10 protein-coding genes are annotated in these 12,786 nt (G+C 62.4%); 9 read left to right on the top strand and 1 reads right to left on the bottom strand.

Annotation, left to right across the window (positions count from 1 at the left end; all coding sequences use genetic code 11):
• The first annotated feature begins 418 nt into the window (after positions 1–418).
• The 3 genes from ATY75_RS16005 (at position 419) to folD (ending at position 4,256) form a co-directional block, all read left to right on the top strand.
• On the top strand, positions 419–1,258 hold the full coding sequence (locus tag ATY75_RS16005; protein ID WP_088938323.1) for a WecB/TagA/CpsF family glycosyltransferase: 840 nt from the start codon (positions 419–421) through the stop codon (positions 1,256–1,258).
• Between the two features lie 163 nt (positions 1,259–1,421).
• Positions 1,422–3,236 (top strand): succinoglycan biosynthesis protein exop, encoded by a 1,815-nt coding sequence (locus ATY75_RS16000; protein ID WP_088938322.1) that lies wholly within the window; start codon positions 1,422–1,424, stop codon positions 3,234–3,236.
• 120 nt (positions 3,237–3,356) lie between these two features.
• Positions 3,357–4,256, top strand: coding sequence for a bifunctional methylenetetrahydrofolate dehydrogenase/methenyltetrahydrofolate cyclohydrolase FolD (folD, locus tag ATY75_RS15995; protein WP_088938321.1), 900 nt, complete (start codon positions 3,357–3,359; stop codon positions 4,254–4,256).
• Positions 4,257–4,363: 107 nt separating this feature from the next.
• Here the strand turns inward: folD and ATY75_RS15990 are convergent, their stop codons facing one another.
• On the bottom strand, positions 4,364–5,386 hold the full coding sequence (locus tag ATY75_RS15990) for a substrate-binding domain-containing protein (protein ID WP_088938320.1): 1,023 nt from the start codon (positions 5,384–5,386) through the stop codon (positions 4,364–4,366).
• Positions 5,387–5,686: 300 nt separating this feature from the next.
• Here ATY75_RS15990 and ATY75_RS15985 point away from each other — a divergent pair, with 300 nt between their 5' ends.
• The 6 genes from ATY75_RS15985 to ATY75_RS15960 all read left to right on the top strand — a co-directional run bounded on the left by ATY75_RS15985 (position 5,687) and on the right by ATY75_RS15960 (position 12,739).
• A complete protein-coding gene (locus ATY75_RS15985; protein ID WP_088938319.1) occupies positions 5,687–7,048 on the top strand; it encodes an ABC transporter substrate-binding protein in 1,362 nt (453 codons plus the stop codon).
• Positions 7,049–7,233: 185 nt separating this feature from the next.
• A complete protein-coding gene (locus ATY75_RS15980; RefSeq protein WP_088938318.1) occupies positions 7,234–8,247 on the top strand; it encodes a sugar ABC transporter permease in 1,014 nt (337 codons plus the stop codon).
• Between the two features lies 1 nt (position 8,248).
• Positions 8,249–9,412, top strand: a complete 1,164-nt coding sequence (locus ATY75_RS15975) for a carbohydrate ABC transporter permease (protein WP_088938317.1) — start codon at positions 8,249–8,251, stop codon at positions 9,410–9,412.
• A gap of 34 nt (positions 9,413–9,446) precedes the next feature.
• A complete protein-coding gene (locus ATY75_RS15970; RefSeq protein WP_088938316.1) occupies positions 9,447–11,099 on the top strand; it encodes an alpha-glucosidase in 1,653 nt (550 codons plus the stop codon).
• Between the two features lie 21 nt (positions 11,100–11,120).
• On the top strand, positions 11,121–12,209 hold the full coding sequence (gene ugpC, locus ATY75_RS15965) for a sn-glycerol-3-phosphate ABC transporter ATP-binding protein UgpC (RefSeq protein WP_088938315.1): 1,089 nt from the start codon (positions 11,121–11,123) through the stop codon (positions 12,207–12,209).
• A gap of 176 nt (positions 12,210–12,385) precedes the next feature.
• Positions 12,386–12,739 (top strand): hypothetical protein, encoded by a 354-nt coding sequence (locus tag ATY75_RS15960; protein WP_003588490.1) that lies wholly within the window; start codon positions 12,386–12,388, stop codon positions 12,737–12,739.
• Positions 12,740–12,786: the final 47 nt, after the last annotated feature.

The following is a 12,786-nucleotide window of genomic DNA, read 5'->3' as shown; positions in this document are numbered from 1 at the left end:
CGTTCGCAAATCCAGAGAAAGAGGTCGCACCATCATTGCCGGCCTCCACACCAGCAATGACCTTGAATCACAAAATCAAAGGCAAGGGAATCTCCGCACGATTCCGATTAGCGCTGACAGACTCTAAATATTCAGAATAGCATCGACGAAAAACGGCGCCGCAGGGCGCCGTTTTTCGTTTGGCGCACGTAGTTAACAAACCACTTATGCGAGCATGGAAATTCAAGGGATTTTCCTAAGGGTTGTTTGAAACCGTCCTGTTATACAGGTGTCACAGCCCGGCAGTGCCGCCTTCCGAGATCGGAGCGACGCCGTCCGGGCGTGACGCGGTCGGTTCTTTCAGGAACCTGCGCTGCGCAATGATGGGCTTGTTTTCCGGGATGTCGGGCGCATGCAGCACCCTCGGCAGGAGGTAGGAATGAATCTGATTGCAAACTTCGCGGTGCTCGCATCGCGGCGGACGATCTTCGATCTGCCGGTCTGCGATCTCGGCTGGGATGACGCCCTCGTTTTCATCAACGAGCTGGCCTCCATTCCCGTCGGTCAGACCGTGGTTTGCTTCGTCAACGCCCACAACATGCTGACGGCGCTGCGCGACGACGAATACTACCGGATCATGTCGCATAATCTGGTGCTGCCGGATGGCATCGGTCTCAACATCGCTTCGCAGATCGCCCATGGTTCGCCGTTTCCCGCCAATCTGAACGGCACCGATTTCGTGCCGGCCTTCCTCACCTTCATGGAGGCCCCGCGCCGCATCGGCCTGATCGGCGGCACGCGTGCGGTCGTCGAGGCGGCAGCGGAAAATTTCCGCAAACATACGCCCTGGCATGAATTCGTCGTCATTTCCGACGGCTTTTTCGACAAGGTCGATTCCACCGAGGTCACCGAGGAAATCGAGCGCCAGAAGCTCGACATCCTGATCGTCGGCATGGGAACGCCGCTGCAGGAGAAATGGGTCCACGACCATATCCGTGCCGATCATGCACGCCTGGTGCTGACGGTCGGCGCCCTGTTCGACTTCGTCTCCGGCGCCGTCCCGCGGGCACCGAAGACGGTGCGGATGATGCGCCTGGAATGGGCCTATCGCCTGCTGCAGGAGCCGACGCGCCTCTGGCGCCGCTACGTTATCGGCATTCCGGTCTTTCTCTTCCATGTGCTGCGCTATCGCTTCCAACGGCGCGAGAGGATCCTCAGCCATCCGGAAGAGCCGGCCGCCGTGCTGCAGCCGCGGTCAGACCGCAAGAAAGCTAGCTGACGCTGCATCGCGTCCTTCCAAGACGCTGTCGCACATGGGAATTCATCAATTCTTACACGCTGCGGTTAACCATTTCTTTGCCATGAATATTTAGACTGGCTTAATCATCTGCATCCGTGCGGATGAGCGAATTCGGCCATCATGTGCATGAGATGTGGCGCAAATGTACGATATCAGGGCCAGAAGCAGCTTTCACGATCGCGCGGCCGCCCGGCCGGCGGCGCCCGCACCGGTGCGCGCCCATGACGATCGTTATGGTGTGCCCTTGAGATTGACCCAGTCGAACCGCGCCGATATCGCCCCGCCCGAGGCCGAATTGCTGCGCGCCATCGGCCGCGCGCTGGAAGAGCAGCGTGCGAAGGCGGCGCGCACGGCGCCGCTGGTTGATCGTATCGAAACCATCCTCGGCAATCGCCTGCGGGCGGCCAACGACATCGGCCATCCGCCTCTTCAGGAACAGCCGCGCCGCGAAGAACCGGTTGCTCCGGCCATCGCGCCGATGATCTCGCCCGAACCGCTGGCCGCGAACCGGGAGGAAGCGGCTGAGCCCCGCCCGCTGCCGCTACGGCGGCGCGTCGGCGTCGGTGCCCTTGCGATGACGGTCGCCGCTGCGACGATGATCGGCGCGGGCCTGCCGGCGCTGATGCCGGCGTCGCCAACCCTCTACCGCGCCGAAACGACGCTTGCGGTGAAGACCGATGCCGCAAGCCGGGCCGCTTTCACGCAGGCTGCGGCGAAGGGGCTGATGTCGGCGCGGGTGGTTGCTTCGACGGTCGCCGCCCTGAAACTCGATCACGATCCCGAATTTGCCGGCGCAAGTGCCAATGCGCTCGGCGTTGCGCTCGATCTGCTCTCGGCGACCGGTGCTGCTGCCGATCCGGCCTCGCGCGCCGAGGCGACGTTGAAGCATGCTGTGGAGATCCTGCCCGATGCCGCCGCCGGCACGATCCTCGTGCGGGTGACGACTGGCGACAGCGGCAAATCCATGCGTATCGCCGCAAGGCTTGCCGAAGCGGCATCGCCGGCGGACGGACCCGGCAGCAACGCCGAAACCGACACCGCCTTGCGCAAGGCCTATGACGAGGCGAAGGCGGAACTGACGGCGTTCACGGCAAAGAGCGGCGAGGGCAACGTCAAGGTGGCGGTCGATCTTCGCCGCCAGATCGACCGGCTCGATGCCGATCTGAGAGAGGCCGACCAGACGATCCTCAACGCCAAGGCGCAGGCCGACCGGTTGAAGGCCGCAAAACTTGCCGGCGTGCTCGACGGTTCGCTTCCCTCCGATATGCTCTCGCCGGCGCTGCAGGATTGGCGCGACAAATATGCGGTTGCCAGGACGGCGCTTGCGCAGCTCTCGGCCGAGCTCGGCCCGCGCCATCCGCGCCTGTTGCAGCAGCAGGCCGAAACCGATGGCCTGAAGGAGAATATGGGCAAGGAGCTTACCCGTCTTGCCCAGGCCGCCAACGCCGCCGCCAAGGCGGCCGTCGAGGCGCGCAAGGGCCTGAACGACCGCCGCAACACGCTGATCGCGCAAAGCCGGGATACCGGCGTCGATCTTGCCCGGCTGACTGAACTCGGCGAGAAGGCGACCGCCGCGCGTTCGCGCCTCGAAGATGCGGCTTCGGCTTCGACGGGAACGGTCCCCGGCGGCCATATCACTCTCATCAAGCCGGCACGGGCAACGGCGGTATCGGCGCCGGACGGCCTGGCCGGCCGCTCGCTGGCCGGCGCTGCCGCGGGTCTCGCCGCCGCTCTTGCTGCGGCCTTCCTGCTGCGCCTGCGCAAACCAGGAGCTGCTCCCCGCCAGGACATGCCGCTATCCCCGCCGCTGTCCCAACCGCTGTCTTCAGAGCCGCCGCCGGCACCGCAACCGGTCCCGACCGCGGTCGACGAGATGGAGGCGCTGCGTTCCGAAATCTCCGGCCTGCGCGACCGGCTTCTTGTTCATGGCCTCGAAGCGCGGCAGCCGCCGCGCTGAACGATCATTTCCTTGCATTTTTGATATTGCCTTGCTGCTTTCCGACAGGATAGGGCGTTAGCGGGCATTTGACGCTCGCCGACTATCCATAGATTGGCGCGAAACAGGGCGGAGAGACGCGTGACGACAGTAATCGACGGCAAGAACGTAGCTGCATCGGTCATTCAGACCGTGAAGAGTGCGACGGCAGCGCTGGAAAAGAGCAGCGGCGTCACCACCGGCCTCGCGGTCGTCATCGTCGGCGACGATCCGGCAAGCCACGCCTATGTCGGCTCCAAGGGCCGCATGGCCAAGGAATGCGGCTTCAAGTCCGTCCAGCACACGCTGCCGGCGGAGACCCGCCAGGAGGATCTGGCGGCCCTCGTCGCCACCCTTAATGCCGATCCGTCGATCCACGGCATCCTGGTGCAACTGCCGCTGCCGAAGCCGCTCGACAGCGAGCCGATCATCCAGGCGATCCTGCCGGAAAAGGATGTCGACGGCCTGAGCATTGCCAATGCCGGCAAGCTCGCCATCGGCGATCTGAAGACCGGGCTGGTCTCCTGCACGCCGGCCGGCGCCATGGTCTTCGTCCGACGCACCCACGGCGAGGATCTCTCCGGCCTCAACGCCGTCGTCATCGGCCGCTCCAACCTGTTCGGCAAGCCGATGGCGCAATTGCTGCTCAATGCCAATGCGACGGTGACGATCGCTCATTCAAGGACCAGGAACCTGGCCGAGGTCTGCCGCAACGCCGATATCCTGGTCGCCGCCGTCGGCCGGCCGGAGATGGTCAAGGCCGGTTGGGTCAAGCCGGGTGCGACGGTCATCGACGTCGGCATCAACCGCGTGGCAGCTCCCGAAAGAGGCGAGGGCAAGACCCGGCTCGTCGGCGACGTCGCCTTCGCCGAGGTCTCCGAAGTCGCCAGCACCATCACCCCGGTTCCCGGCGGCGTCGGCCCGATGACCATCGCCATGCTGATGGCCAATACGGTCATCGCCGCCCATCGCGCCGCAGGACAGACCCCGCCGCAGTTCTGATTAATGCATGTCGCCCGGAAGTGTGCAGCGCTGTTTGCCGCCAACGACACGCTAAAAAAGGCTAAAGTGCGCGGAGCGAATCTGAAAGATCGCGACGCGCTTTAGAGCTACTGCGGGGCAGGGCCGGTCGAGGCCCTGACGATCAGTTCGGTCTTCCAGAGTTCCTGGTCGGGGAAGGGGCCTGCCTGCTTCACCGTGCCGATCAGCCGCTGGGCGATACGGACGCCGGCGGCCCTCAGCGAAGAGCGCGTCGTCGTCAGCGGCACGGAGAAGTTTTCCGGCTTCAAGAGCGGCAGCACGTCGTCATGGGCGATCAGCGAGATATCCTCGCCGAGCCGCAATCCCGCCTGGTTGACCGCGCGGATCGCGCCGAGCGCCAGCACCGTGCTGGAGCAGAGGATGGCCGTCGGCCGCTCCGGCAACTGCAGGAACTGTTCCATCGCCAGCAGGCCCTGCTCGTCCGTCATCAGCGTATGGCTGGTGCAATCCTCCTCGAGCGCCAGCCCGCGTTCGGCAAGCGCCGATATGACGCCGTTCTTCCTGCGGATGGCGAAATCGAGATGCATCTGCCCGTTCATCAGCGCAAAGCGCGTATGGCCGAGCTGCAGCAAAAGCCGCGTCGCATCGTAGAAGGCGCCCTCATTGTCGATGTCGAGATAGGGATAGTCCGGCTCAGAACCGAAGGAGCGGCCATGCACGACATAGGGCATGGAGAGCGATTTCAGCATGGCGAGCCGCGGGTCGTGGCCGCGCATATAGGCGACGAACAGCGCGTCGACATTGCCGCTGATCGCAAGCCGCCGGAGTGCGGCCACCTCGTCGTCCGGGTCGGCCGGCATGATGACGAAGTGGAAGTCGTGGCGCACCGCCTCTTCGCCGAGCCCGGCCAGGAATTCGCCGAAATGCACGTCGGACTGGTGGCCGGGCGCCGTCGGCATGACGAGGCCGATCGAGCCCGCCTTGCCGGTCGCAAGCCGTTGCGCCGCCTTGTTCGGCCGGTATCCGGTTTCCTTGACGGCCTGCAGCACACGCTCCCGGGTCGCCTCGTTGACCTCGGGATAACCGTTGAGCGCTCGGCTCACCGTCGTCTGCGACAGCCCCAGCAATTCCGATAGCTGTTTGAGATTCACCTGCTATGCTTCCTCCCGGCCCGCCCGTCGGCCGTGTTGAAATGGTCTGCCGCCTCCCAGTGGCGCCCAAAGCGCTTTCAATTATGTAGCATCTGGCGCGCTTGACTCAAGAAAAATCGCTCCATATTTCCCGATAGCCGCTGCTCGCGCCCGTGATAACGGCCGTGTCCACAGCCGGTTTTCGTGAAATGACTTGACTCCTTTCCACCGAAAGTGGAATGAGTTGGGTGTCAAAGCGCTTTGAAATTTCTTTTAAAGGGAATTCGGCGCGGGTTGGGATTGTGATGGGAGGTTGATCACATGAAAAAGTCATTTTTGATGGGCGTTGCCGTGGCGGCGCTTTTTGCCGGTGCTGCATCCGCGGCCGATCTGAAATTTGCCCCGGGACAGGATTCCAAGTTCAACTGGAAGAGCTATGACGAATTCAAGGCCGCTCATGCCGATCTGAAGGGCCAGCCGCTGACGATCTTCGGGCCGTGGCGCGGCGAGGACGAGGCCTTCTTCATGAGCGTTCTCGCCTATTTCACCGAGGCGACCGGCATCGATGCTAAATACTCCTCGTCGGAAAACTACGAACAGCAGATCGTCATCGACACGCAGGCAGGCTCGCCGCCGAACATCGCCGTTCTGCCGCAGCCGGGCCTCCTTGCCGATCTCGCCAGCAAGGGCTTCCTGACGCCGCTCGGCGACGAAAACTCCAAGTGGATCAAGGACAATTACGGCGCCGGCGACAGTTGGGTCGGTTACGGCACCTATAAGGGCAAGGACGGCAAGGAAGCCTTCTACGCCTTCCCCTATAAGGCCGACGTCAAGTCGCTCGTCTGGTATGTTCCGGAGAACTTCGAGGAAGCCGGCTACAAGATCCCGACTTCAATGGAAGAGCTGCATGCCCTGACCGACCAGATCGTCAAGGACGGCGGCGTTCCCTGGTGCATCGGTCTCGGGTCCGGCGGCGCCACCGGCTGGCCGGCGACCGACTGGGTCGAGGACATCATGCTGCGCACCCAGCCGCCTGAGGCCTACGACAAGTGGACGACCAACGAGCTGAAGTTCACCGATCCGGCCGTCGTTGCCGCGATCGACGAATTCGGCAAGTTCGCCAAGAACGAGAAATACGTCAATGGCGGCGTCGCGGCCGTGGCCTCGACCGACTTCCGCGACAGCCCGAAGGGTCTCTTCTCCGTTCCGCCGAAGTGCTACATGCACCATCAGGCCTCGTTCATTCCGTCCTTCTTCCCCGAGGGCACGAAGCTCGGCCAGGATGCCGACTTCTTCTACATGCCGACCTATGCTTCGCATCCCGAACTCGGCAAGCCGGTTCTCGGCGCCGGCACGCTCGTTTCGATCGCCAAGGACTCGAAGACGGCCCGCGCCTTCATCGACTTCCTGAAGACCCCGATCGCGCATGAGGTTTGGATGGCGCAGTCGAGCTTCCTGACCCCGTATAAGGGTGTCAGCACCGAGGCCTATGCCAACCCGCAGATGAAGAAGGAAGGCGAGATCCTGACCTCCGCCACCACCTTCCGCTTCGACGGTTCCGACCTGATGCCGGGCAAGATCGGCGCCGGCGCCTTCTGGACGGGCATGGTCGATTTCGTCGGCGGCAAGTCGGCTCAAGATGCCGCTGGCGAAATCCAGAGCGCCTGGGACGGCATCAAGTAATCCTGAAAATTATGCCGCCGGCTTGCCGGCGGCATGGCCTGCATGGCTGGCCGGGTTCGCAAAGAGCCCGGCCATCGCGGGATATATTGTGATTGGGCAATACAGATAGATTGACGATGACCGGCGCTGACCCGTCAGAACAATACCGGTCGGACTAAGATCAGGGGAAGCAGGGGAGGGACGAAATGCTGTCGCAGATAGTGTCCGCTTTGGGCGTCGTGGTCGTCGCCGTTTTCGCGTGCTCGGCCTATTTCTATTTTTCCAACAAGATCCTGGATCTCGCTTTGCCGGTGAAGGATGGCGACATCCGCGCCGCATCGCGCAATCTCAATCGCCGTGCGCTGATCCGGCCGTGGCTGTTCATCGGCCCGGCGCTCTTCCTGCTCATCGTCTATCTCGTTTATCCCGTCGTTGCGACCTTCATCCTCTCCTTCCACGACCGCGCCGGCCAGCAATTCGTCGGCCTCGCCAATTACAAATGGGCGCTCGGCGACCGCGAATTCCGCCAGTCGATCTTCAACAACATCCTCTGGCTCGCCGTCGTGCCGGCCGCCTGCACCTTCTTCGGCCTGGTCATCGCCGTGATGACCGACCGCATCTGGTGGGGCAATATCGCCAAGAGTATCGTCTTCATGCCGATGGCGATCTCATTCGTCGGCGCCTCGGTCATCTGGAAGTTCATCTATGAATATCGCGGCGGCAACGACGTCCAGATCGGCCTCTTGAACGCCATTGTCCAGACCTTCGGCGGCACGCCCGAGGTGTGGATCTCCGTTCCCTTCTGGAACAATTTCTTCCTGATGGTCATCCTGATCTGGATCCAGACCGGTTTTGCCATGGTCATCCTGTCGGCCGCCCTTCGCGGCATTCCCGAGGAGACGATCGAGGCCGCCGTCATCGACGGCGCCAACGGGTGGCAGATCTTCTGGCGCATCATGGTGCCGCAGGTCTGGGGATCGATCGCGGTTGTCTGGACGACGATCACCATCCTCGTCCTCAAGGTCTTCGATATCGTGCTGACCATGACCAACGGCCAGTGGCAGTCGATGGTGCTGGCCAATCTGATGTTCGACTGGATGTTCCGCGGCGGCGGCGATTCCGGCCGAAGTGCTGTTATCGCCCTCATCATCATGCTCGCCGTCACGCCGATCATGGTGTGGAACGTGCGCCGCGCCAACCGCGAACTGAAGGGCCATTGAGATGACCGCTGCCGCAAGCTACTTCAAGATCGGTCCCGCCCGTCTTTTCGTTCACGCCGCCGTTCTCCTGATCGTCATCGTCTGGCTGATCCCGACGCTCGGAATCTTCGTCAGCGCGCTGCGCGACAAGGACCAGATCGTCGTCTCCGGCTGGTGGACGTCCTTCGTCGGCTCGACGCAGACCGTCGCGGTGCGCTTGGGCACGCCGGACCAGCAGAAGCAGGAAGGTGCTGCCTACGTCATTTCAGGCAATGTGCTGGAGGGGCAGACCGGCCGCTCGGTGAAGGCCTTCGGCAACCGCGTGCAGCAGCCGGCCGCCTTCGAGGCCGGCACCACCGCCGATCTCGGCGACGGCGAAAGCCTGCTGATCAACAGCGACGGCAGCTACCGTTACATGAAGAATGCGGCCTTCTCGCCCGACGAACGGCCGCGGCGCATCTATGTCTCCGTCTCCGCGCCGCCGGAATTTACGCTGCAGAACTACAACACGGTTCTGAGAGGCGAAGGCATCGGCCAGTCCTTCATCAATTCGCTGACCGTGACGATCCCGGCGACGATTATCCCGATCCTGATCGCCGCCTTTGCCGCCTATGCGCTGAGCTGGATGGAGTTTCCCGGCCGCGCGCTGTTGATTGCGCTCGTCGTCGGCCTCATCGTCGTGCCGCTGCAGATGTCGCTGATCCCGCTGCTGCGCCTCTATAACGAAATCGGCAACCTGCTCGGCCAGCCATCCAAGACCTATCCCGGCATCTGGCTCGCCCACACCGCCTTCGGCATGCCGCTCGCCATCTATCTCCTGCGGGCCTATATCGCCGGCCTGCCGAAGGAGATCATCGAATCCGCCCGCGTCGACGGCGCCAGCGACTTCGAGATCTTCACCCGCATCGTATTGCCTTTGTCATTCCCGGCACTCGCCTCCTTCGCCATCTTCCAATTCCTGTGGGTGTGGAACGACCTGCTCGTCGCCATGGTCTTCCTCGGCACCGACAAGGACCACATCGTGCTCACAGGCAGCCTGAACGCGCTGCTCGGCTCGCGCGGCGGCAATTGGGAGATTTTGACGGCCTCGGCCTTCGTCACCATCATCGTGCCGCTGCTCGTCTTCTTCGGGCTGCAGCGTTATCTGGTGCGCGGCCTGCTAGCGGGTTCGGTCAAGGGAGGCTGACCATTTCCGAACGTGACTTCAGACAGGATATCCCATGAACGTGGCTCCCCAATCGATCTCGACCCCCGACAAGGACTGGTGGCGCGGCGCGGTGATCTATCAGATCTACCCGCGCTCCTACCAGGATTCCAACGGTGACGGCATCGGCGACCTCAAGGGCATCACCGCCCGCCTGCCGCATGTTGCAAGCCTCGGCGTCGATGCGATCTGGATATCGCCCTTCTTCACCTCGCCGATGCGCGATTTCGGTTACGACGTTTCCGACTACGAGAACGTCGATTCGATCTTCGGCACGCTGGTGGATTTCGACACGATGATATCAGAGGCCCATCGCCTCGGCATCCGGGTGATGATCGATCTCGTCATCTCCCACAGCTCGGATCAGCATCCGTGGTTCGTGCAGAGCCGCTCCAGCAAGACCAACGCCAAGGCCGACTGGTATGTCTGGGCCGACGCCAAGCCGGACGGCACGCCGCCGAACAACTGGCTGTCGATCTTCGGTGGCTCGGCATGGGCGTGGGATCCGACGCGCATGCAATATTACCTGCACAACTTCCTGACCTCGCAGCCGGATATGAACCTGCATAATCCTGAGGTGCAGGACCGTCTGCTCGATGTCGTGCGCTTCTGGCTCAATCGCGGCGTCGACGGCTTCCGCCTCGATACCATCAACTTCTATTTCCACGACCCGCTGCTGCGCGACAATCCGGCACTTGCCCCCGAGCGCCGCAACGCCTCGACGGCGCCGGCGGTCAATCCCTATAATTTCCAGGAGCATATCTACGACAAGAACCGGCCGGAAAACCTTGCCTTCCTGAAGCGCTTCCGCGCCGTTCTCGAGGAATTCCCGGCAATTGCCGCCGTCGGCGAAGTCGGCGACAGCCAGCGCGGCCTTGAAATTGTCGGCGAATATACCTCCGGCAACGACAAGATGCATATGTGCTACGCCTTCGAGTTCCTGGCGCCCGATCCGCTGACGGCCGAGCGCGTCGAGGAGGTGATGCAGGATTTCGAAGCCGCCGCACCCGATGGCTGGGCCTGCTGGGCTTTCTCCAATCACGATGTCATGCGCCATGTCAGCCGCTGGGGCGGGCTGGTCGCCGATCACGACACCTTCGCCAAGCTCTATGCTTCGCTGCTGCTGACGCTGCGCGGCTCCGTCTGCCTCTATCAGGGTGAAGAGCTGGCGCTGACCGAGGCCGATCTCGCCTATCAGGATCTGCAGGATCCATACGGCATCCAGTTCTGGCCGGAATTCAAGGGCCGCGACGGCTGCCGCACGCCGATGGTCTGGGACAGCCAGGTCGCCCAGGGCGGCTTTTCCACGGTCAAACCCTGGCTGCCGGTGCCGGTCGAGCATATTCTGCGCGCCGTCAGCGTCCAGCAGGGCGACGAGGCCTCGGTGCTGGAGCACTATCGCCGCTTTATCGCCTTCCGCAAATTGCACCCGGCCTTTGCCAAGGGTGAGATCGAATTCGAGGAGCCGCAGGGCGACGCCCTGGTCTTCACCCGTGAATACGGCAATGAGCAGCTGCTCTGCATCTTCAACATGAGCCCGACCGAAACCGGCGTCACTTTGCCTGCGGGAGAATGGCAGGCGTTGACGGGGCATGGCTTTATCAGCAACAACTATGGCGACAAGATCGATATTCCGGCCTGGGGGGCGTATTTCGCCCGTCTCGCTTAAGGATCAGCAGGGGAGAGAGACATGACTGGACTGACGCTGAAGGATATCCGCAAATCCTACGGTTCCGTGGACGTTCTCCACGGCATCGACCTCGATATCAAGCAAGGCGAATTCATCGTCTTCGTCGGTCCGTCCGGCTGCGGCAAGTCCACGCTTCTGCGCATGATCGCCGGTCTTGAGGCGATCACCGGCGGCGAGATGTATATCGACGGCCATCTCGTCAATGACGTGCCGCCCTCCAAGCGCGGCATCGCCATGGTCTTCCAGTCCTATGCGCTCTACCCGCACATGACCGTCTTCGATAATATGGCTTTCGGTATGAAGATCGCCGGCGAAAGCAAGCAGGAGATCGACCGCCGCGTCAAGGCGGCGGCCGAGAGCCTGCAGCTGACCAAATATCTCGACCGCCTGCCGAAGGCACTTTCCGGCGGCCAGCGCCAGCGCGTGGCGATCGGCCGCGCCATCTGCCGCGATCCGAAGGTCTTCCTGTTCGACGAGCCGCTCTCCAACCTCGACGCCGCGCTGCGCGTCGCCACCCGCATCGAGATCGCCCGCCTGAACGAACAGATGGCCGATACGACGATGATCTACGTCACCCACGACCAGGTCGAGGCGATGACGCTCGCCGACCGCATCGTCGTTCTCTCCGCCGGCAATATCGAGCAGGTCGGTGCGCCGCTGGATCTCTATGAGCGTCCGGCCAACCTCTTCGTCGCCAAATTCATCGGCTCGCCGGCCATGAACATCATCCCGGCGACGGTCGCCGCAACCGGAAGCCAGACGACGGTGACGCTGACCGGCGGTATGTCGGTGACGCTCGATGTCGCGACCGGCGCTTCCGAAGCCGGCAAGCAGGCGAGCTTCGGCGTTCGTCCCGAGGATTTGAGGGTCGCCGAAGGCGCCGACTATCTTTTCGAGGGCGAGGTGTCGATCGTCGAAGCCCTCGGCGAAGTCACGCTGCTCTATATCGAAGGCCTGGTCCCGGGCGAGCCGATCGTCGTCAAGCTGCCCGGCATCTACGATGTGAAGAAGGGCCAGAGGATGCGTTTTGCCGCCGACAGGCAGAAGCTGCATCTGTTCGATGCGACCGGCCATAGCTACCGGAAATGAGAGAGCCATTTTTGGGGTAATAATCCCGAGAATTATACTTGGCGCACCGGATTCTCACTTTCTGTTAAAGATCGGCTGCTACCTTTTCCCAGTCAATTTATGAGGGGGATAAGCACGTGGCCGCTTCCAATCCGTCACAGCCAAAATCTCATTTCCTGAGCAAGGAAGAATCCTTCATGTATGACCGCGAGCAGCGGTTCAAGATGGAGGACACGATGAATGCCGCGCGCATCGAATATACGGAAAAGGGCGTCATGCACGCGGCCTCGCGCCGTTGCGATATCGTCCGGATCTCGATGAGCAGCGCCACACTCGCGATCCTCACCCAGTTCAACCTGCCGAAGCAGTTCTATCTGGATATTCCGGATGCCCGCATCACCAAGGTCGGTTGCATCCTGATGAAGGTCAACGCCAACAATACGATCGAAGTCCGCTTCCTGCGCCTGCTGACGCAGAAGGAGCTGAACAAGATCTTCGTCTACAGCACTCATCCGGCGCATCGCGACTACGTGCTCGATATCCGCGCCTGAGGGATTAAAGACTGGATAACAAAAACCCGCGGGTGCTTCGCGCGCCC

Origin of the sequence: Rhizobium sp. N122, from assembly GCF_002211295.1 — a bacterium.
In the GTDB taxonomy this organism is placed as follows: Bacteria; Pseudomonadota; Alphaproteobacteria; order Rhizobiales; family Rhizobiaceae; genus Rhizobium.
This window is presented reverse-complemented; position numbering and strand designations above follow the sequence as displayed.